The organism is Vibrio sp. SCSIO 43136 (assembly GCF_023716565.1).
Lineage (GTDB): Bacteria > Pseudomonadota > Gammaproteobacteria > Enterobacterales > Vibrionaceae > Vibrio.
Genome location: NZ_CP071848.1, coordinates 1,230,101 through 1,253,293, shown reverse-complemented (window position 1 = coordinate 1,253,293; position 23,193 = coordinate 1,230,101). Strand labels below are relative to the sequence as shown.

The window sequence follows — 23,193 nt, the reverse complement described above, 5'->3', positions numbered from 1 at the left end:
TAACCTCCATGTCTACTCGATATCCAATACCAGTTCGCCAGAAACCGTATCGGTCGAAACCGATACTTTTTGCACTGGCAATCCTTGGCTTAAGCGATGAATACACTCTTCGGCCAATTTAGGCATCAGTGAGCGATTCATGATTTGTTCAATCGCACGTCCGCCCGTCGTTGGGTCGGTGTTTCTTGAAATCACAAAGTCGATAAAGTCATCGCTGTAGTGGAACGTCGCTTGGTATTTCTCCGCCAGTTTACGCTCAATGCGCTTCAAGCTGATTGCCGCAATCTTGCCCAACTCTTCATGGTTAAGTGGGTAGTACGGCACGATAGTCGAACGACCAAGGAACGCCGGCTTAAAGTGGCGTTGCAACGCAGGACGAATTTGCTCAACCAAGTCCTGGTTCTCTGGACGCTGGTCACTGCTATCACAAATGTCACAGATTTCTTGGTCAGCAGCATTCGACGTCATGATGATAATAGTGTTTTTAAAATCGACTGTGCGACCTTCACTGTCCTTGATGTGTCCTTTGTCAAAGATTTGGTAGAAGAGATCGTGAACGCCAGGGTGCGCCTTCTCCATTTCGTCCAATAACAGTACTGAGTACGGGTTGCGACGAATCGCTTCCGTTAACACGCCACCCTCACCAAATCCAACATAGCCCGCAGGAGAGCCAAGCAGCATAGAGATTTTGTGCTCTTCTTTAAACTCAGTCATATTGATGATGGTTAGGTTATCTCCGCCACCAAAGACTTGGTCCGCAAGCGCCATTGCAGTCTCGGTTTTACCAACACCACTTGGGCCACACATTAAGAACACACCTACTGGTTTGCGACTGTCGGTCAAACCTGCGCGAGAAATACGAATGGTTCGAGCCAGCTCACTGATAGCCACATCTTGACCTATCACTCGATTGTGGAGGCTATCTTCCATGGTCAATAGCTCTTCCATTTCGCCTTTGACCATGTTGCCCACAGGAATGCCCGTCCAGCTTGCAATCACCTGTGCAATCACTTGGTCATCCACCATAGCAAATACCATAGGGCTATCACCCTGACATTGCTTGAGTTCGTTAAGCGCTGACTGCAACTCTTGCTGATGCTTGGCAAGATCGTCTGACTCACCACTTTCAATCAGTTCAGTTAACTGCGTGACTTGATCAACCAAATCTTTCTCTTGTTGCCAGCGCTGATTTAAAGATTCTAACTGCGCTTTCTTATCCGCTAGGGTCTGCTTGATATCTTGGCGATCCGATGCGAACTCAACCAAAACGGTATCTTCAGCTTCAAGTGCGGCTAATTCATTGGTGAGGTATTTTACGTCCTGCTCTAACTGCTCAATCGGCTCTGGTGTTGCCCCTTGAGTCAATGCAATGCGAGCACAAGCCGTATCTAGAAGACTGATGGCTTTGTCGGGTAGCTGACGAGACGGCAAGTAACGAACTGACATGGATACCGCCGCTTCTAATGCATCTTCGCGAATGAACACACCATGGTGTTTTCTTAAAGCAACGCCCACACCACGTAGCATTTGCAGCGCATCCTCAGCGCTTGGCTCTTCCACTTTCACCACTTGGAAACGGCGAGTCAGTGCTGGGTCTTTCTCAAAGTATTTTTTGTACTCGGCCCAGGTTGTTGCAGCAATAGAGCGAAACTCGCCGCGCGCCAATGCAGGTTTAAGTAAGTTAGCCGCATCATTTTGTCCAGCAGCGCCACCAGCACCAATCAGTGTGTGCGCTTCATCGATGAACACTATGATTGGGGTTTCTGAATTCTTAACTTCGTTAATCACGTCTTTCAAGCGGTTTTCAAACTCGCCTTTAACGCTTGCACCTGCTTGCAGTAATCCCAAATCAAGCGTATAGATATCAACGCCCTGAATCACTGAAGGCACTTCACCAGCAGCGATACGCAGCGCCAACCCTTCGACGACTGCGGTTTTACCCACGCCTGGCTCACCGACAAGAATCGGGTTGTTTTGACGCTTACGACACAACACATCGATCGCCATTCGAACTTCACTGTTTCGTCCTGAAATTGGGTCGATCTGGCCATTGCGAGCTTGCTCGGTAAGATTCACGGCGTATTTAGCCAATGCACCATTCGGAGCTCCTGCTGGAGCACTACCACCAGCGCCAGTGGCTGGAGCTTCCACGCCAACGCGTACTACACTGGTTTGTTCTAGCTGAGAGCGAAGCGCCTCAGAAGAGATGGTTTGCAGGCTTTCAAGTGTGAGTTTCTTAAAGCCTAGGCCGTCGGTTTGTATCAATGCCAACACCAAGTGCAGACTGTTCACTTCAGCATGGCCAAAGTTAACCGATGCTTCTAGCCAAGCTTCTTGCAGCAAATCACTCACCGCACTACTGATGGTCGGTTGCGATTTCGATCCTTTCGATAAGCGGCTGATTCGAGTCGTGAGTTCCCCCATCACCTTATCACCATCAACATTTTGGCTTCTAAATAGAGCCGTCAGGTGCTCGTCTTTCGCCATTAACAGTTGTACCAACCAATGCTCGACCTCGATAGCAGCGACGGTTTGACTCATTGCAGCACCAGCAGCTTCTTCAAGTGCCGCTTTAAGCTCAGGAGCGAGCTTTCCTACCAAGTTACCCAGCTTTACGTTTGCCATACTGTTTCTCCGAATGTAGTAATATCTTCCTGAATTGCGCCGCGTTGCGCTCCGGTGCAAGGCAGTTCGCCTCTCCTAGACGAAATGTCGACTGATGACTCGAAAGTATCGGTTTATCCAAAAACTCTCGCTTCACCCGCAAATAAACTTTGATTTCTAAATTGTCTCGCAGGTAGTTATGAACCAACGAACGCATCGCTTGAGCTAAGGTCAGGTCATCCACTAACGCCAAGTACTCCTTTCGTGAGCGAGGCGTTATTTGAATATCGAGCGTCTTTAAGACTTGCTCACCTCTTTTCCCCGCCATCACCCCATCACCTAAGCGATGATTTTTTCCTAACTGGTGTCCAATTCGAGTTTGGTATTTAGTCGGAATTCGATAAATAGCGCTGTGATTCACTTGTGGAGTGACATCTAAGCCAAAGTATTGAGTTAATAGATTTTTTAGCCCATTGAGATTGCGCTGTTTTGATGCCAGCGCCATGCCAAAACGTAGTTGGCTCAAACTTTCGATAGGCTCATTGGCTCTAGGCAGGGCTCCCATCAAAGCGATGGCTTGCCACTGAGAAAATTTGGCTCGTGTTTGTTGTCCGAGCTTCTCCCGCTCTTGTCGCAGTAGCACATTGGCGCTGCTCTCTACCGCAGCTTTAAGTTCTAAGTAGCGGTGGTTGAAGACATCAATAAAGTCGGCAAGTGCGAACTCCTCTTGGTGTAACGCTTGAAGCAGCTCTGCGTAGAGGTAATCGGGGATCATACCTTTGGCACCAGACAAGGCCTCTAAACCAACGCGAAGTTTGATCTCTTCACCTTGCGCTTCCAAGGTCTGAACTTCATCGGGCGCACCATATGGCACTAACTCGGCACTGAGCTGTGGAGCGCCGTGCCCTAGTGCACGGAGCAATCGAATGACCTGAATAAACTCAAAACGGCTTGATTGAGTGGTTAGCGCCGAGGTTAGAGACATAGCTGACTCCCATGGCACTTATCAAACTCAATGCCAGCGACATCGCTACCAAAACGTTCCACTGACAACTGAATAAATCTATCGAAGCTGCAGTACTGCTGAAAGTAGACATTCAACACTTGGCAAAATGCAGAAAACTCCCCTTCAAGCAAGGTGTCGTCGATCACGACCGTCACTTGAGTGCCTGAAGTAAACATGCTCTGCTTATTAATGGTGATAGGGGCGACAAGGTGACTATATTGCACATCTTTAATCGCTTCAGCAGCGTGACATACCACGCTGTTAGTGCATAGGCGCATCGCCTCTTGCAAGGTTTGCGTCGGGTTGGATGACTCCACTAAACCGGAGAAATTTGCATTTAGCATGGCGAGGAAACGCCAGCCCAGTTGATTATCCAGCGATGGATACTGAGGTGCAGATGGCGTTTTCGTCACGGTAAGTCGTCCCGGTATATCCACCGCAGCGAGACATTCAACTTCAGTGTGCGTTGATATCAAACACGGCTTTCTGCCATTGCACACTTTGAGATCCATCGACAACACAACTGACTCTTTTTGCGCCGAAAGCTCTGAGTAGCTAACACTAATTTCTGTTTGTCGTTGACCCTTTTGATCCCAGAAATACTTTGGTTGCCACTGAGGCAAACTGGTATCCATCCAGTAGCCACCTTCATAGACTGGTGCAAGGGTAATATCTCCGGTAGGCAAGACTTCTGACACCGAGTTTATGGCCACGACTTCCGAATCAGCTCCGGCGCTGACATCTGCGATCACAGGCACGGACAAACGGGTAAAATCATAGCGCATCGGTTCACCTCGTACAGAGAAGAGGTTGAGCATTGGCGCTGTATTTAGGGCAAACACTTGGGCACTGAAGAGTCGCAAAAACTCCACTGGCAATTGATGAACAAAAAACCTCAACGTGACTTTCGAGCTCTCAAGCTGCCCTAGTTCACGACCAAGCGCTTCAATACGCATGTAGGCCGCTTTATCAGGAAACGCAAAGTAGTCACGCAGTAAATCAAAGCCTAAGGTCTGGCTTCCCTCGGTCTCTAGCCATTGGAAACTTGGATCCGCAATTCGCGAGCCCAAACGCGAGGCTGTAATTTCAAACAGCTGGATTTCATTTTGTACTGTAATGACTTCAGTATTAAGCAGAAGCAGATCAATCAAACCACGAGCACTGTTCTCAAATCCACGTACGTAAAAATCAAAGTGCTGGAGCGTCATGTGTGAAAACAGCACTTCTGGATCAAAGCTTTCTAGTTCAACGCTGATCACCGCATCAGAGCGCTTGAGCGACGTTGGCGTAGTGAAATTAAACGGAGCTGACGTCGCATTAATATTGGTGATTTTATACGGTGCGAGTTCCAAATCATCCATGAGGGTAAAACGGCATTCACCACCATTTTCAACACTCAGTGCTGTGCCTCTATCGATGCGAATAGCATCATCCCCTGCCTCGTCCAATTCGACGCTGACAGGTGCGTAACTTGGAATCGTCTCCAAGTAGCTTGGGTAGAGAATATTGAACAGGTTCTGCAAGATTTCAGGAAACTGGTCATCCAGACGCTGTTCGCATTTTGCAGTGAGCAAAGCAATCGCATCTATCAGCCGCGATATGTTGGGATCTTCTTGGCCAGTTTGGTTGATGCGAAGTTCATTGGCATGCTCTGGGTGCTGAGTACCAAAACCGTCTAGCGCTCGACGCACATACGCCAGCTCTCGCTCGAAATAACTTAATAATTGATCAGACAACTTCCTGTCCCTCCAACTTCGCCGTTTGGCGAGTAATACTGATATTGGAATCAAACAGAAATACGTGGTCGCCCTTTTCTGTACTCATTTTGGCCATCAAAGAAAAACAGAGCAGATTCTTGTTGGGATCGCTCTCTTCAACAAACACACTAACTTCAGACAATCTCGGCTCATACCGCTTGACCCAAGACTCCATCGAGCGGGCAAACTGGTCATGGTCAACCTGACTGCTAACGCTGTGAGCACAATCCAAACCAAACCCTAAAATCGATGCCTCCACATTAGGAAACTGGTGCGAGACTTTGCGCATCGGCGCTTCAGAGTTTAAAAGAGCGGTCAGTTGGTATCGAACCGACTCTAAAAGCGAATCATTGCTGTCGCTTTTATCAAGAAACGTGCTCCAAAAGCTCATCGCAGCCCTCCTTGATACCCTGTACCACCTGTTTCGGGTCCAAGATCGGTCGAAAGCAAAACTTCGCCGCAGACATTATCAAATTGATACTGTGGTTTAACGTGCACATCACAGGTAAATCGCCCTTTTTGCCCTGCGATTTCTTTGACGATCACACGCCCTTTACTTAACGGGTACTTGGCTAGGGTTGCTTCGTCAGCGTTGACCAAATTACTGGTGTATTTGTCTAACCAGTTATTGAGGAATAACTCACACTCATCTGCCGTTTGAAAATTACCGATCATGCCTCGGATCTGTACTTTTAGATAATGTGCTACACGGCAGATCATCAGCGTGGTTTGAATCTGGCCGTTCACGGCCTCTAGATCATCGGACTCACAATTCCATATCGATGGATTACCTCGGAAGAAATATTTCTCCGTAGTTGAACTGTGACATAGTGGAATAAATCCATGATCAGAATAGAAAATCCCCATTGGGGTAAAGATATTGATATCGGCACGAGGCTCGCGGTGAACCAAGGTTTGTGCACTCGATTCTGGAACATTAACCAGTGCGCCTGCGTACTTATCTTGCCAGCGAGATTTCATAAAGCCAAACCAGTTGATTCGGTTAAATTCTCGCATCGCTGTTGAAGCAAATAGATAGCCAGCATTGCCCCAAACACCAGATGGAGAGCGGTGTCGCTCTGAAAATACGATCTGGTTGCTATCACTATGGTTGTATGCGTGACGAAAGCGCACTTTGGGCATCACCACGCCAATAAATCGGGAGGAACTCTTTTCTCTTAGCCGTTGCCAAGATTGGTACTCTGCACCGGCCAATATTTTCTCGATTCGCTGTGTATCTGAAAGCCAGTCAGCGCCAGACTCACCAAAAAAGTCTTCAGCCATCGATAAAATAAATGGACACAAACAGAGGTCACCGAGCTCTGAAAGTAACTCTAGGGTATAGATATCGTCATAATCGCCATCAAGGTTCATCGAGATATCATGATCTACCACCACCATACCAAACGGCTTGCCCCCAGAAGTATTAAGTTCTTTGTTGCCGATGAGGTTAAACAGTGTGGTTCTTCGCAATGAGACCGATGAGTTAAGCTCATGAGACAACTCATCCCACGAAAAATCTAATAGTCTTACATTGGTTTTGTGGTAATTAATCGGTAAAGAAACCAGGGACTCGACCCCACTCCAGCTTGCTTCAAGCGCACTGAACTCAGGATGATGCAAGATCTCAGACACTTGCGTTGAAATGGCTGCGTCTATATCTGCAATCAGCAAGCTTATTGAAGACAATAAACTTTGCTGATTGCGCAACATTTCAGGATCTAATTGATAGATCAACTCAAGCGCCTGCTCGACGAATTGCTCATCCGTCGAGTCAAGCTGATTAAGTTGGTGCTGAAAGTCGCTACTTAACATCCTGTCGTCTTATCCCTGTTACCTTTCCTAAGTCCAGTATTAACCTGGGATCTTAGTAACCATACGAACAGAGGTAGTTAACTCCTCCATTTGTAGCCATGGTCTTAGGTGTGCAACGGCAGAGTATGCGCCCGGTTTACCTGGCTGCTCTACGACCTGGATCTGAGATTCACACAGCGGTGTTTTAGAACGCTCTGCGTTACCCATAGCACCAGAGTTGGTGTATTGGTCAATCCAAGTTTGTAGTTGCTTCTGCACATCTGTCGCTTCTAGGTTAGAACCCAGCATGTCACGACCCATCACTTTTAGGTAATGCGCAATTCGGCTACTTGCCATGATGTACGGCAGGCGAGCAGAAATGGCGGCGTTACCAGTGGCATCAGGATCGGCGTACACTTTTGGTTTCTGAGTGGTTTGGCTACCGATGAACACACCGTAGTTGGTGCTCTTGTAGTGAACCAAAGGCAAGAAACCAAGATCTGATAGCTCTTTCTCACGCTCATCAGTCAGGTTAACTTCGATAGGACATTGCTGTAGAAGATCGCCCGCCTCTGACTTGTAAGTCAGGTTAGGTAGGTTTTCAACTTTACCACCATTCTCTAGGCCACGAATCGCCGTACACCAGCCAAACTGAGTATGTGCCTGAGTCATTTTCAAACCCATCTCATAAGCGGCGTTAGACCAAACCAACTGAGAGTTATCTTCTGGTTTAGGATTGCCGTCAGCGTCAGTGTTCAGCTCTTCAAAAGCAAACGCATCCGTTCCTAGCCCTTTCTCACCGTATGGTAGACGAGCCAGTGTCTGAGGAAGTGTTAACACAACATAACGTGCATCATCACTTTCACGGAAAGCATTCCAAGAAGCGTATGCAGGAGAGTCAAAGCCTGCTGCGACTGGTTTACCTTCATCAAACGTTTCGAAAGAATCGAACTCAAACATTTCAGGATTAGCGGCGGCCACAAACGGTGCGTGGCTAGCTGCTGCGGTCTCACCCATGTAACGTAGAAGTGCAACATCTTCGTCTTTATGGCTAAAGGTGTAATCACCAATCAAAGCACCGTATGGTTCACCACCTGCGGTACCAAATTCTTTCTGGTACAAAGTGTCGAACAATGGGCTACGATCGACCGCTGGAGCATCTTCAAATTGCTCTAGCAATTCATCTTTGCTGTAGTCCGCTAGGCGAATTTTCAGCGATTGGCCCGTTTCACTTTCCGTCACTAACTTGCTCAAACCACGCCAAGAGCCTTCCAAACGTTGGAAGTCATCTTGCTGCATGATTTCTGACAATTGACGAGACATTTGAACATCGATTTCTGCGATCGCATTTTCGATGGTCTTGGTTAGGTTTTTATCCCAAGTTACCGTACCGCTTAGTGCTTGCTCAGCCAACACAGAGAACAGCTCTTTAGTTTCGCTCTCTGGTGTTTGGTTAGTTGCAGCGATTGCACGGTCGAGAAAACTGCCTGCTTCAGCAGCCGCAGCTGCGCCAGTTTCTTTCTCTAGTTCAGCACTCATTCGTCACCTCCCTTGCTTTCGATGCCTAGCTCACTTGAAAGCGCTGCAATCTGATCAGCACTTTGCAATACTTCTTTAAGCAGCTTTTCTAGGTCACGTGAACGGTCTGCCTTAGATAGCAATGTTTTTAACTGCTGACGGGTTTCCGCCAACTTCTTCAACGGATCAACTTGCTCGATCAGTGCATCCGGTTTGAAGTCTTTCATTGAGTTGAACTTAAGGTTCGCTTCAAACTGACTGTCGTCGTCTGCTAGCGTGTTATCAACCTTTAGTTTCAACTCTGGACCAACACGGCTTAACACTGTGTCAAAGTTGTCTTTGTCAATTTGATAGAAAGTACGATCTTCGATCTCTTCCTTGTCTTCTTTGTGAGCCGAGAAATCACCGATCACGCCGACAACGAATGGCAGTTCTTTGTTTTCTACCGCTCCGTTCAATTCAACGTCATAGGTAATGCTTACCCGGTTCTTACTCACTCGTTTATGCTGCGAATTCAAAGCCACGTCGCATCTCCTTTATGTGTGAATTAGCCTGCTTTTGATTCAAGCTGGCCTGTCGTACAGTCAAACTTAACGGTATGTCCTTTCTCGATCTTACCGCCGTCGCCTTCGTTGTAATAAACCTTAGTCAGTGTGGTGTAAGTCAGTTTGAAGTCTTCTGTTGGTAACTGACCGTTAGAACCTTCAATGCTGTAACCAGAAATACGAGCTTTCTCAAGCGTCAGCACTAGGTATGGATCTGCACCAGCACCATCACGAGAAGGTTTCGTCAATAGGATTTCAACTTTTTGACCTTCTGCACCTGGTGCAAAAAGGAAAGTTGTTAAGTGTGGTGAAGCACCGTCTGATGTACGAGAAATGCTCACTGCATCCAACGAAACCATACCTTTGTCAGCATTGTTTGCGTTACCCACATCCACTGACACACCACGGTTTGCACCCCAACTCATTGTGTCGATTGCGAAGAAGCCTTTCTTACCACCGATATCACCAACGGTCGCTGCACCCTTAATGTTGTCAAGACCTTCGATTCGCATGAAGATAGAAGCCATGTTTTATTCCCCTTTCCTTTAAGTTTCATTTCCAATATGAAGTTACTACCACTCCATCGCCGCCAAGCCACCATCGGACTCATCTTTCTTAGGCGGTGATGAATGGGTATTCTCTTCCTCCGGCATTGACACCGTAGGTGCAGAATTCGTTTCAACTTTTGGTGTTGCAATAGGCTGCGGTGCGACACTGGCCGACACCGTCGACTCATAGGCAGCACTCTCCAGCCCAGAAAGCTGTTCTATTCGAGTTTGAACAGCGCTATTTTCCCCAACCAGCTCTTGCAACAGCTCTGGTAAAGGCATTTGCCCCCAACGAATCGCTCGTTTCAACAGCAGGTATATCGGGCTGTGAGGCTCGTTGGTTTCAAAATAATCAGCGATTCTTTGCAAGTCTGAGAGTGCTTGTTTGCGGTTATTCACCGCAGACACTGGCACCATAACTTGAGCTTGAGTCGCTTGAACAGGTGCAGGTGCAGACACAGCGGCAGCAGCCTCTGTGGTCGGCTCTGCTGCAATATCGTTGCTCAGCTCAGCCGCTGGTTCCGGGGTTTCAACCACTTCTGGCTCTGGGTCGAGCGGCCAGTGACTGTATTTTTCCCCCACGAGGTATTGAATCGCATTGAGCAGACGCTCTGCAGATTCACGCAAAAAACGGAAGCTTATTCCCTGCGCTCCAATATCGGCGCACTTGGTGCTCACCAGCTGATCAATGCGTTTCAGGCCATCGATCATTTCCCCAAGTTGCTTTATGCGAGCAGTCAGTTCACTTTGTTCTTGGGAGAAGAGTGACTCCGCTTGCTCTTTTAGACCGCTCAAGGTGCCTGCTTTTTCAGCGGCATAGAACTGGCCATAATCAACATCGCCAACCAAAGGCAACATCTGCATTGGCATGTAGAGCAAACCACTTTCTGCAGTGTCACCCACCAGCTGCAACAGAGGTTTTAGCTTGTGTTCTACCACCTCTTGTTGCTGTTTCTCTTCCGTGTCCCCACGGCGTTTTTTCTCAGGCAATATTGGCTGAAGATCATCCCAATATTTTTCAAACAGCTGCTCTAGTGTGGTGATAGACGAGCTCAAATTCTGGTACGGTTCACGGCCAAAAACTTGCGCTGTTGTGAACCATGCAAATATCTCGAGATCTTTCGATTTGTTGGTCAAACAGTCTCGACACTGGGTTTCTAACTCGTGCCAGTTGTTACTGTTGAGATTCACCAACTGAGCGTCTTCAAGAGCGTCCGGTGTTTCCACTAATTGGCGAAAAGAAGACTGAGCCATATTGAAGGCGTTACGATAGCCTCGAAACAGTGCTCGGTTATCCTTTAGATACTCGCCCCCAGCAGCGTCGTCTGAAATGGGGTTTAACAGCTCTTCAAACATTCGAATTCCCCCAATTAGTGCTCGGCAAACCAGTTAGAAGCTGTGCCTGTAATACCTGGGCTGTTAGCAAATCGGGTAAATGCGCTCCATACGAAACCTGAAAGGCGGCAAATCGCCCACGCCTGAGCTGCATCTGAATCTTGGTTACCTTGAGCTTGGAAATCGTAAGGACCACAATTGATGATTAGCGGTCTTGACCCATTTAGATAGACGTTATGTTTGACCGTCACTTCCCCTGTTTCTGGATCTGTGACTTCATGATCTCTGGCGTAACGTAACTTGGTTTGTAACATGCGAGACAAAATGTTCGTCGCCAGTAGAACTTCTTGGTCACCATTCGCCATACTGCGACATTGAGTCAGTGCGGTACGAAGCTTCATACCCACTTTGCCTTTTATTTTTCCTGGCACTTCTATTTGACAACGAGGATCATCCCAAACAAAGCGAGTTTCACCTTCAATGGTGGCCAAACGAGATAGGTTGTAAAACGCATGTCCATACTGCTTTCCGCGTGACATCTGCGAGACGTTAAGTTGCAGCTCAACAATATGAGGAATAGTGACACCATGGTGCGGGATCTTGACCTGTAGGAAGAATTTAACGTCCTTATACTCGTCCTCAACGCCTTTAGACCATAAGTCTTTTACTGCAGGAGACTGTTTATCCTTAATCGCTTGGAATTCTTCGGTTTGATAGATGTAATCACGTACTGCGCACATCTGAGCGATGGTCGAAAAAATGATGGTTGCACGAGCGATATCTTTCACCGCAAGTGGGCTCTTCATTCCCGGCTCATCTTTCGAAGGATCATTCCAATCTTTGATACCGCATTTCTCAGCAACACGGCTACGCAGCTTGTTCGCCGCACGTTGGTATGTGATCTTTTCGCCACCCGGATTGTTCACCGTACGCGTCAACCTAAGCATAAAGTTATCGAGTTTCTTCTTGCCTTCTTTCGCTTGTTCAATCAGATCTTCGATTTGTCCACGTGGGTTGTTCATTGGCACGATAGACGTCTGAGACACTACGGTTCCCAGCGAGTAAGTAACTTTCATAACTGTCCCTGTTTCCTTATTCCTAACTAACCGCCGATTTGTACGGTTGGTGCTCCGACAACAATCGAACCACCGTGACTGGTTGTATCCCCCATACGAGCTGCTGGGGTCTTAGAGATCAAAACGGTCGCACTGCCTTTGACAATGCTATCGGGTGGACCAACACACACTAGTGAGTCGCCCATTTTTGCCGCAGGCATTTTGCAAATCAGCACCGTTGGCGCACCGGGACCAACAATCGGCCCTCCCACGTGGGGAATCGGTGGTGTACCTGGTGTCTGCATTGGGCAGGTATGCATATCTGTCAATCGAGCTGCACAAGGCATTACAGCACTCCTTCTTTAATCACACCGCTGCCACCGTCCGCAATGTCTTTGGCAATCGCAAAGATTGAGCGGTAATAGCTATCAAACTTGTCCCACTCGGGAATCGCCGCTGCGGTGTTCACCGCACCGGCTAATGCTTTGCAATACAGTGACTCATCCGGCATTACCACTGGGTTATCAATTGGGGCAATACTGCCAACCCCGCTCCAAAATACCGCTTGTCCGAGCCATCTCACTGCTCGATCATTTTCTAACTTGTCTAGCTGCGCTTCGATTTGACGTCTCAGTCCTTCATTGGGATCTCTCACCCAGTGCTCACAGGCACCGAGCAATGCATTCTCTTTATCTGTCCAGACACTTTTTCGAACATCGAGTGCCAGCTTGCCCCACCAAAGCCCTTCGCGCATAGGCAAAGCATGGGCGTAAAACTGTGCAAGTAATATGTAGGACTTTTCGTTAAACCACTGTTCAACAAGTGCCTGCGGGCTAATCTCAATATCGATCTTCTCAAGCTCTTTAGGCTCAAGGTCCATTCGCTTTAAGACCATGTGGGCATGAGTAAAAGGGATCTTCTTCATCAGTTCACCATCACAATTGCGCCTTTAACGGTCGCTTGCCCACTGGCGCTTAGCTCTGCCGTTGCGCTGCCTTTAACACTCGCAGAAACATCTGCTTTCACGTTGGCATTTAAGCCCTGCAACGTCGCTGTAGTGCCTGCTTTGGCTGTTAGACCTGTTCCTGCACTTAAAGACACAGAGGTTCCCCCTTTGGCAGATAATGAACCATCAGATTTAATCGATACCGAACTGCCTGATTGAGATAAGCTGCCACCATCTAACTTGATGGATGAACTACCAGAAACTGCCACACTGTCACTATCGATTTCGATCTTGCTACTAGAAATAACCAGCTTACTGCTGCCCACTTTGAGCGTAAGAGTGTCGGAAGCTTCCAAGGTAATGGTTTTGCCTTTGCCGCTGATCGCATCGTCCATCTCAAAACTAAATGACTGCTCAGAGGCCATTGAAAAACCCTTTTTCGCCGTCATGGTGAAAGATTCATCAATGGCGTAAGTCAGTGTTTTGGTGACCGCTAAACTCATCAAGCCTTTGACCGTCTCTGTTCGGTCGTTGGCCACCTCACTCACCCAATCTTTTGCAGCGGCAAAATAGAGCTGTTCGTTATCTTTCTTGTCGTCAAAACGAATTTCATTGGCCGCACCACTGAGCTTAGTTTTGATCCCACTTTGGGTACTATTCGCCGTCGGGTAAGTTGGCTTATTGGTACTGTTATAGACTGAGGAAACGATCACGGGTTGGTCAGGGTCACCGTTGATAAAGCTCACCAGAACCTCTTGGCCAGCCCTTGGCAAAAACTGGTGTCCGTAGCCATTTCCAGCAAGTGCTTGAGCAACTCGTACCCAACAGCTGGTTTTATCCCCTGTTTCTGGATCCCAATGGAATTTAATTCGAACTCGGCCACTGGCATCACTTGCAGGCTCGCCTTTTGTCGCACCTGCAACCACAGCAGATTGCAGCCCATGAACCACAGGCTTGTCTTGATGCGGTGGGTATAAAACTTGATCTTCAGGAACGCATTGAAAAGAAACGTCGGATTTCAGCCCCTGCGCTTGGGCATCTTTAAATTGGTACTCAACGGCGCTCACCACGTAAGAGCCTTTTTCATCGCTTACTGGGTGATCTGCCAGCTTCAACATAAAGCCCGTCGCCAATTGAGTCGACTCACTCACGGCTTGTACCAAATGATATTGTGAGTCTTGCTGCGCTCGCCAAATTTCAGCTTGATTAGAAGCAAGATCGCTAAAGCTGCCATCTTTGCTCGCCACAGGATAAAAGCTTTGCGTAAGTTTGGTGTTGCCCGACAACGAGTACTTACTCTTCTTAGCTTTACTGGTCACAAGCTTTGACTGGTTGTAGTCGTATGCAGTGAGCTCTGCCGATGCGGAATGAAATTGATGGGCACGCTGCCACTTGGTGATCACTTCATAATCACCAGACGCTGATGCGATGTAATCTAAGGTGACTAGGTTATCTTGCCCGAACGATTTGGACGCATCTTGCAGATAAAGGGTGTCTGACTTGTCATCTTTGCCGAAGTAGAAGTGCACCCCTTCTTCAGCCAACAGTCGAGTGACAAAATCTAGGTCTGACTCATTAAACTGCACACAATATTCACGCTTGGTTGAAGGCATACTTTTGACGCTGTACTTGCCCTTAAAACCTAAATCATCAAACACTGAAGTGACAATGGTTTGCACGTTCTGCTCTTGAAAAACTCGGTTAGACTGAGAGAACTCAAGCAGAGAGAACCAAGGTTTCACTGAGATACGAATACCAAAGTAACTTGAATCAATACGTGGTGAATGGGATTGAGCTTTAACCACTACCCCTTTGAATTGACGTAGTGAATCTCGGTTTCCTCCGAGTAAGTCATACACGGTGCAGGTAACTTCACCACCGATCCAATCTTGTGGTGTTGAGCGAGAAACCACGATTTCAGCTTGCCACTCATACTCACCGTTTAACTGCTCAGTAACAGTCAGTTCGGTGGCAATAAACTCATTATTGCTGTCATCGGTGACAACTAAGTAAGCGCCTTTAGGGTCAATCAACTCATACATTGCGATTTACTCCTTGCCCTGCTCAACATCTTCGATATTGACCAAGTTGGCGTATCGAAGCAGTTGAATCGGTGGGTAAAGCGCAAGTTTTCTTGCCACATCCATGTTGATCGATATTGCGTAGCTACTTAGCTCAGCAATTGGCAGGTTACCCGGTTTTTCTTTTTGCAAAATGATCTTAACCGCTTGGTTTGCAGCAAGCTGACCCACCAAATAATATTTGTTCGATACCGAGATCAACGCAGAAGACTTAGTCACCATAGATTCATAAGCACTGGCAACAGGCAAACCGTGGCGAATCGCAGTCTGAGTAAACTCATCACTGTTACTTCGATTGTAAGAGCTTGAGCCAACATAAACTACGTCAACGCCCTGCTCAGCAAAAGAAGCCATCAATGCATCGATCTGATTAGGTAACGGTTTTCCAGCTTCATCCACCTGATATGGCTGCTCGACGACTTCAAACTGCATCTCTTGCGCAAGCGCCCTTAGTTTTTCGGTATTGAGCACTGAGTTAAGCTCGCTTGGTGAGTAAATCACGCCAATTTTGTCGACGGGAAAGTACTCTCTCATCGCACGGATCTGCACATCTTCTGAGATACGGTTTCGGATACCCGCTACGGTCGGACGACCGGTTTTATCGCTAGACTCAACGATATCCGCCCCAAGAGGATCGGCAACAATCATGAACAAGACAGGGATATCGCCCAGCTTGGTTTTCTGACCATACTCACTTCGAGTCCCAATGATCGCCTTGCTAACCGATGTACCCCAAGTCACTACCAGATCCGGTTTGGTCTCAATCGCCTCTTGCAAGAAACCATCAAGTTTAGACTTGTCACGACCGGCATCACGCACAATAACGTCAATCGGGTATTGGTTGTTGGTCAAAAAGTCTTTAAAGCCTTGGCACGCTTCTTCACAGCCACGCCATACTACCATGTACACAGAAGGGCTTGTTTTTGCGTAACTTGACGCCGTGACCAGCATCAATGCCAGCACGACTAAGATTTTGTTCATCATGAGCTGCTGGCCTCCTGATTGGTGTTTGGAGACGACGGCATGCGCAAGAAGAAGAACATCGCAAGGCCAGATAGGAACACCCCTGCCCCAACAATGGCCATGGTTTCCCCGTAGCTATAAAACGCTATCAAAGAAGCCACCAACACAGGCCCAATTACACTGCCGACACGCTCTGCGGTTCGCAGCAAACCGAGCACTTCGGTGCGACCAACTTCTGGAGTCGCTTCCGAGGCTTCAAGCGCACAAGCGATCAGTGGCGCTTTAAGAATGGAATGCGCAACGCCCATCAAAGTCACCGCCAACAAGACCTTAAACAGAGATGCTTCACCGTAGAGAGAGATCAAAATCGCGCCGGATAATAAGGTTCCTAGCACCACAGGTTCTCGCACCTTTTGGGTCTTATCGACAATACTCGATGCAATTGGACTTAGCGGGATAATCACCAAAGAGTAGATCATCATGACACGGCCAATTTCAGACTGAGTCGCATCGAGCGAAACAAGGTAAATCGGCACCATGAAGTAAAGGAAACCCGTCAGGATAATTTTGGCTGGAATCGCACAACAAACGATGACTGCGACAAATTTGATGTTTTTCGCCAGCAGCCAAACGCTGCCACCACCAGCTGCCTTACGACGAGCATCATCCACTTGACCAGACAACATTCGCCACGCCAGCAGACCTGCAAAGCATGCTAAGATGGCAGACAGTACAAACACTGGTTGATAACCAATACGGTCAGCAATAATGCCGCCCAGTGCCGTACCACACATGGTGGCCGTCATTAGTACACCAACAAATATCGACATACCTTTGGCACGGTTTTCCGCCGTAACTACCGCAGCGATATAGCTTTGGCAGCTAATCGTGATCATGGCGTAACCGAACGCTGTAACACCACGAGCTATGACGATGTCCATACTGCTTGTTGCCATGGCACAGCCAATGTAGCCAGCAATTGCTGGAATAAGGCCCGCCATAAAGAGGTTTTTCTGCCCCCAGCGGTCAACCCATTTGGCAGCAAAAGGAGTACAAGCTGCGATCACAAACATGAATACCGAGATCGGCAAACCAAGCATGACCTCTTTCGAGATCCAAGACCCTTCTTGGTAAAACTCACCTACAAACAGTGGCATGAAGGATTTTTGCAGTTCTTCAGCAAATGAAAATACAAACAAAGGAATACGAGCATCGACAATCTCGCCATTACGCATACCCAAGCGCTGCTCTAGTCGGAACTTATCCGCAATCGCTTTTAGCTTGTCGCCAAAATCCGCCGTCACTGAACTGTTTTTGATGTTTTCGTACTTAACTTGAAGCTCTTTCGAGTTCTGGTTAAGTTTCTCTGCGAAACTACCAATTGCACCCTGTGCAGCAATCCTTTCATCAACGGTAAAGTCACCGTTAGCCTGACGTTTCAAGATCCGCTCAGACTCTTCTAGCGGTCCTGAGATATAGAACATCACCACCACCATGACTACTTCGAAACAGACCAAGAGCACCGCAATTAGAATGATGCCAATATCGAAGAAAATATCCGTCAGTTGCGATTGCACATAGGTCGAACTCAAGCCAACAAATACCGCACCTTGCGCTACACGATCCAATGGCAGTTGGAAAATATTACTGTTGGATTGAACATTGCCAGAAAGGTTAAGAATAAATGGCAACTCACTAAATACTGTTTGTACTCGTTGCCAAAAGCCCGCTTGTAGGTACTGATTCGAAACGTTCTGGAATTCCTCTTTCCCGACTTGGGTCAAATCAGGCACAGTATCGCCGACTTGATATACCGTCTCATCACCAGTGGTAATCGCCACAAACGTCAGTTCTGGGTACTTTTTAAGCTCGTCTTGAAGGTAGCTATCCATACCACCGATCTGATCAAGCGGGATCCCCGCTTTCAGCGCCAGATCAACGTCATCATGGATCGTTAAGGCAATCGCATTAGCCTTTTTAAGTAGTTGAGGTTTGATTGAAAAGTTGAACTCAACCAAGGTATACATAGCGCTCAAGATGGACGCCAATAAAGCGGCGACAACAGTCACGCCAATCAAGCGACTATTAATAAGGCTCGCTAGGCTAGTTACTTTTCGCATCGAGAAGCCTCCGTTTTGGACTGCATCCCTTGCAGTGCATCAAGCTCACCGGAAACTTTGTCCTTCATTTGCTCACTTTGCTTGATTTGGTCAGCCAGTCGATGAGATATCTCACCACTGTCATTTGCGCTTTGCGTCAAATCCTGACGCTTGGAGTAGCCTTGAATAAGCTTGATGACATTCGCGATATCACCGAATCCAAATCTCACCACCAAAAACACCACCAAACAGGAAGTGAGAAAAATCACCACCGATGCTTCGAGCAAATGCAACTGAACCAAAGAGTAGATGCCAAACAGTGCGGACTTGTCATACTCAACCACGATACTGCCAGCCAAAACATCAAAGCCGTTGTAGTGCTGTAGCCCGCTATATAAAGCGTCATCATCACTGAACAGCCAGTTTGCTTCGTTAGAATTTAGCGCTCGACGGATAACGTCTTGAGGAATCTCTGACGCAGTAGCATTGTTAGCAACAGCTTGCAGTACGGTATTGCCAGTTGCATCGATGTAGGAAACAGACATCACGTCTGGCTCTCTAGCAAGCGCAGTATCAAATTCGTTACGCAGGTTAGTTGCAGATGCGACGGGTATCCCTAGTCGCTCAGAACGCTGAATAGAGTTGTGAATTGAGGAAGTTATCACTTCCAATTTTGAAGATACTACCTGAGACATCAAGCTATCGAACTTCATGTAATTCATCAGATAGAGCAAGCTAAGTACAGCCAGCAAGATTACCCAAACGGTAATCACCAATCGAAGATATACTTCGAAAAACGCCTTCATGGCAGACCACTCCTAAAACCTAACTGTCGTTGCTTATCGTCTCGGCCCTGACACTCATACAACTAGGGCTGAAACACTATTTGATATTTGGCTGAGTCACCAATGAACAGAGCAAGCTCAATTGAGCTCGTTTAACAAAGACACTACACAGTCAGTTGGTCATAAAAATTATTATTCCTGCGTTAACAGGGTGTTATTCCCAAGCAACATACACTTAACCGTAGCACAGCTTCCATATGTGCCAAGTTACAATCTCATAAATGACACATACATTTGGGCAAAAGAGTGAGCTCCATCCCATGTTTAGTTAATAGACACGAAGTTTATAAGGTCTTGCTAAGCCATTGATAGATCACAAATTGGACCAGTTGAGCCCAATCCAAAACTTGCGCAACACCAGAAATTTTTATGCTGAAATAGGCTCTTGAAGTGATTCCCTCGAAACAAGCTTGTATAATCGGGAAAATTTAAAATTGATAGTGCGGCGGCGCCGCTTTTTAAACAGGAACATCTCATGCCAAGAGCTAGTGAACTAAAAAAAGGCTTTGCGATTTCAGCAAACGGTAAAACTCTTCTGATCAAAGACATCGAAATCACCACACCAGGTGGCCGTGGTGGTGCAAAGATCTACAAACTACGTTGTGTTGACCTAGCAACAGGCTCTCGTGCAGATGAGCGTTACAAGTCGGATGAAATTGTTGAAACAGTAGACACAGCGAAGCGTGCGGTTTCTTTCTCTTACATCGACGGTGACGAGTACATCTTCATGGATAACGAAGACTACACTCAGTTCAACTTCAAGCAAGAAGACATCGCAGACGAGCTACTGTTCATCACTGAAGAGACTCAAGGTCTTATGGTGATGCTGATTAACGACCAGCCAGCTGGCCTAGAGCTTCCTTCAACGGTTGAGCTTGTTATCGAAGATACTGACCCATCAATCAAAGGTGCATCAGCATCTGCTCGTACAAAGCCAGCTCGCTTTGCAACTGGCCTTACTGTTCAAGTACCAGAGTACATTGCGACGGGCGACCGCATCGTAATCAATACTACTGAACGCAAATATATGAACCGAGCGTAATTATGTCTGAACTAATCTCATACGACGACGTTATCGAAGCGGCATACGACATCTTCCTAGAGATGGCACCAGATAACCTAGAAGCGGCTGACGTGATCCTTTTCACCGCTCAATTCGACGACCGTGGCGCTGCTGAAGTCGTAGAAACAGGCGACGACTGGGTTGGCCATGTAGGCTTTGAAGTAGACAAAGAAGAGTTCGCAGAAGTGCGCATTGGTCTAGTTAATGAAGAAGATGATGCACTGGATGACGTATTTGCTCGTATGCTGATCAGTCGAAAACCTGATCAGAAGTTCTGTCATATTCTTTGGAAGCGTGATTAATACAACGCTATCAATTTATGCAAAGCCACATAGCTCGCTATGTGGCTTTTTTAGTTTAAGAAATAACAAATGACCAAATTATTAGACTCAAGAACCCAAGGACTTGCCGCCGAACATATCCTTGTATCTCTCTTATGCCAAAACAAAGGAATTCATGCCGTTTCATTTGATACTGTAGGATTCGATGTAATCGCATGGGACACACACGACATTTTATTCTCATCACAAGATCCGTGTTATATACAAGTGAAGTTAAGGATGAGCTCAACGGAAAACTTTACGACTCAAGGACATGACCGTTCGACCATTGCTAAGTTATATACAGTGGCAGACGCTTTGGGGGTTAGCACCTCACAGTGCTATTTTTGCGTTTGCTTTGCAAAAATGTCAGACGTCAGGACAACCGAATACTTTATTATTCCTTTATCCAAGCTAGAGCTATTTGATAAGGGTGGTGCTCAATATCGCTTCAGCTACTCTAAGTGTTTAGAACTCGCTGAATCTGAATCTATTGTACATTTGTGACACATTGTAAACAGTCATCTAACCACTATGAACACAACAGAATTAGCCTTTTCCAAACAAGTGAGGAAAAATTGTCGCCCAATATTAATAATTATTAAATTTTCATACTTCCACTGCGATACTTTTCGCAACCCAGCACTAGAAAATAGCCCCTGAAACAATATTTCTATACGTTTGCCTTTAAGGAAAACTAGCTTACCCACTTAAAGGATAAATGATGAAAAACTTAATCTATTTGGCGTTGATTGCTTTTACTATGCTGATCAATCTACAGATAGCTGCTGCGTGTGATATTTCTAGAGTCTCCTCCGTTAACTTCGTCTACGTTGAGAAGTTTCATGCCGGGAGTGATGCTGGTGCGATAGTCAAAAAGTACACAGATCATATCAAGAGTATCGTTCAACAACCTTCTTTCCACAACGTGTCAGAGATCTCGGAAGCTCTGTCTTTACAACCGTATAGAGAAGGCGAGGCAGATGATATTGTTATTACATTAAGTTTCTCTCTAGACCCATCTTATGAAGCGATAACACAACTTACTAATAGTAAAGATTATATTGCCATTGATATACATGAAAGGTTGCAACTAGCGAATGAGCAACATAGCTAGATATCTACTAGTGATCACCTTGTCTTCCTCACCAAATTTTCTTTGGGCTAATGAAGGTAATTCCCAGTTGAATTCACAACAACGTTTTGTTGAAGGTAACGAACTCTACGAGAAAGGGAAAATTAATGAAGCTATCATAAAGCTCACGATGTCTGCCGATATGGGTGATCTTTATGCCAAAGAGCTATTAGGGTTCTTGTATCTAAAAGAAGAACAGATAAAGGATCGTGTTCAAGGCTATAAGTTGATGTCTGAAGCCGCACTTGGGGGGTTAGCAAGTGCTCAGTTCTATTTAGGGTCTTGTCTATATAACTCAGGCTGCGGCATACCAGAGAACAAATCTTTGTCCTTGTATTGGCTAATCAAGGCCAGAGACAGTGGTGAAACGAGTGCCGGTATCCTCATCGATATATTGCAAAATGACGAAGGGGTCCCAACTATCAATGAGAAAGAGTATTCATCAATCCAAAGGATCTTTTTGAACTCCCTTTGATTCCCGTACCCAAGCGCTTCTAGTGATAGCTGCTTCGATTAGTCTTTCGTATTATTTATTCGATTAACATAATTCGCTCCACTTTTGCACTCCTCTCCACAATTGCTTGGGTCGTCAGTTCTTTGACTAAAAATCAGGATAAAGCGCTAAAACCCTATAAATTATGGACACTCAGTACGAAGATCACTCTTGAACCTGTCAGCCTGATCTGCGATGTAATGTTACTTCGAAAGTTGTGCAAAGCCACTCCACTCTATTACAATATTAAGTACATCATTGAGTACCTAGGTGAGTATTATGAAAACAAGTACAATCTATGCAGAAAAGGCTGTGTCATCAAGTGAAGCCAGAAAGCACTTCAAGGATTGCTTATCAGGCGAGCCAGTTGTAGTTCTATCTAACAATGAACCCGCAGGCTACATGATGAGTGCAGACTTTTTCGAAGGTCTGATGAAAGCGTTAGAAGATAAGAACCCAAACTCAGTAGCTTCATTTAGGCCAATGACGGCACGCTTGGATGCTATTGCACAGCTGAATGCCAAAGCATTGGCTGATCTTGATGAAAACGACATAGGTAATTTTCAAGAGTGAAAGATAAGCCGTTAAAAGTTAGGATCTTTAAACATAAAATCTTGATTGAGGCTTTAAGTGAAAATGAACTTGAGGCTTTGATTAGCGACTTCAAGACATACAAAGAAACTGGTCAAAAGCCTGACACCTTTGGTCGGGACGAAGCTTACGATCACCCAAATACCCTACCGATACTAAAATCAGAAGAAGTAAGGCACATTCACTTAGCAGCACATGATGCCCCATTCTTGAGTGCCGTTCAGTTTTATCAAACCAGTGATAAGCACTTAGTTTACTGCCAAGGGTGGGAAGATCCCAAATGCTATCTACTAATTGCTATTCTAGCCCCTGATGCCCATGAGCAGGCTCGAAACAGGAATATCATGCATAATTTGGGGGTGATTGCTGAGAGGTTTAGGCAGCAGTTTTGAGACCGTTGGTCTGTGCTTGTGCCCACGTTTCAATCACAAGTCAAAAAGCTGTGCTAGAAAAGTCCTCCCCTTTTTCGATGGCGCTAATTGATCGAAGAAGTCT

General features: G+C 46.5%; 23 protein-coding genes. 7 read left to right on the top strand and 16 right to left on the bottom strand.

Annotated features, from left to right (window positions below):
* Window positions 1-12: 12 nt before the first annotated feature.
* The 16 genes from tssH to J4N39_RS05830 are packed head-to-tail and all read right to left on the bottom strand — an operon-like array spanning window position 13 to window position 19,057.
* On the bottom strand, window positions 13-2,625 hold the full coding sequence (gene tssH, locus J4N39_RS05905; RefSeq protein WP_252023039.1) for a type VI secretion system ATPase TssH: 2,613 nt from the start codon (window positions 2,623-2,625) through the stop codon (window positions 13-15).
* Window positions 2,603-3,589: a type VI secretion system baseplate subunit TssG gene (locus tag J4N39_RS05900; RefSeq protein WP_252023038.1), complete on the bottom strand. Its 987-nt coding sequence runs from the start codon at window positions 3,587-3,589 to the stop codon at window positions 2,603-2,605. The genes tssH and J4N39_RS05900 overlap by 23 nt, the downstream gene beginning before the upstream one ends.
* The gene (tssF, locus tag J4N39_RS05895) at window positions 3,580-5,346 is read right to left on the bottom strand and encodes a type VI secretion system baseplate subunit TssF (RefSeq protein ID WP_252023037.1); all 1,767 of its coding nucleotides are present in this window, start codon (window positions 5,344-5,346) and stop codon (window positions 3,580-3,582) included. Before tssF ends, J4N39_RS05900 begins: the two co-directional genes overlap by 10 nt.
* A complete protein-coding gene (gene tssE / locus J4N39_RS05890) occupies window positions 5,339-5,758 on the bottom strand; it encodes a type VI secretion system baseplate subunit TssE (RefSeq protein ID WP_252023036.1) in 420 nt (139 codons plus the stop codon). The genes tssF and tssE overlap by 8 nt, the downstream gene beginning before the upstream one ends.
* Window positions 5,755-7,182, bottom strand: a complete 1,428-nt coding sequence (locus J4N39_RS05885) for a type VI secretion system contractile sheath domain-containing protein (protein ID WP_252023035.1) — start codon at window positions 7,180-7,182, stop codon at window positions 5,755-5,757. Before J4N39_RS05885 ends, tssE begins: the two co-directional genes overlap by 4 nt.
* 39 nt (window positions 7,183-7,221) lie before the next feature.
* On the bottom strand, window positions 7,222-8,700 hold the full coding sequence (gene tssC / locus J4N39_RS05880) for a type VI secretion system contractile sheath large subunit (RefSeq protein ID WP_252023034.1): 1,479 nt from the start codon (window positions 8,698-8,700) through the stop codon (window positions 7,222-7,224).
* Window positions 8,697-9,203, bottom strand: coding sequence for a type VI secretion system contractile sheath small subunit (gene tssB / locus J4N39_RS05875; protein WP_252023033.1), 507 nt, complete (start codon window positions 9,201-9,203; stop codon window positions 8,697-8,699). The genes tssC and tssB overlap by 4 nt, the downstream gene beginning before the upstream one ends.
* 23 nt (window positions 9,204-9,226) lie before the next feature.
* Window positions 9,227-9,751, bottom strand: coding sequence for a type VI secretion system tube protein Hcp (locus J4N39_RS05870; protein WP_252023032.1), 525 nt, complete (start codon window positions 9,749-9,751; stop codon window positions 9,227-9,229).
* 45 nt (window positions 9,752-9,796) lie between these two features.
* Complete coding sequence (locus tag J4N39_RS05865) at window positions 9,797-11,128, bottom strand: type VI secretion system protein TssA (protein WP_252023031.1); 1,332 nt, start codon at window positions 11,126-11,128, stop codon at window positions 9,797-9,799.
* Window positions 11,129-11,142: 14 nt separating this feature from the next.
* A complete protein-coding gene (locus J4N39_RS05860; RefSeq protein WP_252023029.1) occupies window positions 11,143-12,183 on the bottom strand; it encodes a hypothetical protein in 1,041 nt (346 codons plus the stop codon).
* A 26-nt stretch (window positions 12,184-12,209) separates the two neighbouring features.
* Window positions 12,210-12,509, bottom strand: coding sequence for a PAAR domain-containing protein (locus J4N39_RS05855; protein WP_252023027.1), 300 nt, complete (start codon window positions 12,507-12,509; stop codon window positions 12,210-12,212).
* Window positions 12,509-13,087 carry a DUF6931 family protein gene (locus J4N39_RS05850; protein ID WP_252023025.1) on the bottom strand — a complete coding sequence of 193 codons (579 nt, stop codon included), beginning with the start codon at window positions 13,085-13,087 and terminating at the stop codon, window positions 12,509-12,511. Before J4N39_RS05850 ends, J4N39_RS05855 begins: the two co-directional genes overlap by 1 nt.
* Window positions 13,087-15,150, bottom strand: coding sequence for a type VI secretion system Vgr family protein (locus tag J4N39_RS05845; RefSeq protein ID WP_252023023.1), 2,064 nt, complete (start codon window positions 15,148-15,150; stop codon window positions 13,087-13,089). Before J4N39_RS05845 ends, J4N39_RS05850 begins: the two co-directional genes overlap by 1 nt.
* 6 nt (window positions 15,151-15,156) lie before the next feature.
* Window positions 15,157-16,173: an ABC transporter substrate-binding protein gene (locus J4N39_RS05840; RefSeq protein WP_252023020.1), complete on the bottom strand. Its 1,017-nt coding sequence runs from the start codon at window positions 16,171-16,173 to the stop codon at window positions 15,157-15,159.
* On the bottom strand, window positions 16,170-18,272 hold the full coding sequence (locus J4N39_RS05835) for an MFS transporter (RefSeq protein ID WP_252023018.1): 2,103 nt from the start codon (window positions 18,270-18,272) through the stop codon (window positions 16,170-16,172). The genes J4N39_RS05840 and J4N39_RS05835 overlap by 4 nt, the downstream gene beginning before the upstream one ends.
* Window positions 18,260-19,057, bottom strand: a complete 798-nt coding sequence (locus J4N39_RS05830; protein ID WP_252023016.1) for a hypothetical protein — start codon at window positions 19,055-19,057, stop codon at window positions 18,260-18,262. The genes J4N39_RS05835 and J4N39_RS05830 overlap by 13 nt, the downstream gene beginning before the upstream one ends.
* A gap of 514 nt (window positions 19,058-19,571) precedes the next feature.
* Between J4N39_RS05830 and efpL the strand changes: the two genes are divergently transcribed.
* The 7 genes from efpL to J4N39_RS05795 all read left to right on the top strand — a co-directional run bounded on the left by efpL (window position 19,572) and on the right by J4N39_RS05795 (window position 23,090).
* Window positions 19,572-20,138: an elongation factor P-like protein EfpL gene (gene efpL, locus J4N39_RS05825; protein ID WP_252023014.1), complete on the top strand. Its 567-nt coding sequence runs from the start codon at window positions 19,572-19,574 to the stop codon at window positions 20,136-20,138.
* 2 nt (window positions 20,139-20,140) lie between these two features.
* Window positions 20,141-20,461 (top strand): HI1450 family dsDNA-mimic protein, encoded by a 321-nt coding sequence (locus J4N39_RS05820; RefSeq protein WP_252023012.1) that lies wholly within the window; start codon window positions 20,141-20,143, stop codon window positions 20,459-20,461.
* A gap of 69 nt (window positions 20,462-20,530) precedes the next feature.
* Window positions 20,531-20,986: a hypothetical protein gene (locus J4N39_RS05815; RefSeq protein ID WP_252023010.1), complete on the top strand. Its 456-nt coding sequence runs from the start codon at window positions 20,531-20,533 to the stop codon at window positions 20,984-20,986.
* 214 nt (window positions 20,987-21,200) lie between these two features.
* Complete coding sequence (locus tag J4N39_RS05810) at window positions 21,201-21,596, top strand: hypothetical protein (protein WP_252023008.1); 396 nt, start codon at window positions 21,201-21,203, stop codon at window positions 21,594-21,596.
* 67 nt (window positions 21,597-21,663) lie between these two features.
* Window positions 21,664-22,089: a tetratricopeptide repeat protein gene (locus J4N39_RS05805; protein WP_252023005.1), complete on the top strand. Its 426-nt coding sequence runs from the start codon at window positions 21,664-21,666 to the stop codon at window positions 22,087-22,089.
* 297 nt (window positions 22,090-22,386) lie between these two features.
* Entirely contained in the window at window positions 22,387-22,680 is a 294-nt protein-coding gene (locus tag J4N39_RS05800; RefSeq protein WP_252023003.1) for a type II toxin-antitoxin system Phd/YefM family antitoxin, read from the top strand.
* The gene (locus J4N39_RS05795; RefSeq protein WP_252023001.1) at window positions 22,677-23,090 is read left to right on the top strand and encodes a type II toxin-antitoxin system YafO family toxin; all 414 of its coding nucleotides are present in this window, start codon (window positions 22,677-22,679) and stop codon (window positions 23,088-23,090) included. The genes J4N39_RS05800 and J4N39_RS05795 overlap by 4 nt, the downstream gene beginning before the upstream one ends.
* Window positions 23,091-23,193 lie beyond the last annotated feature (103 nt).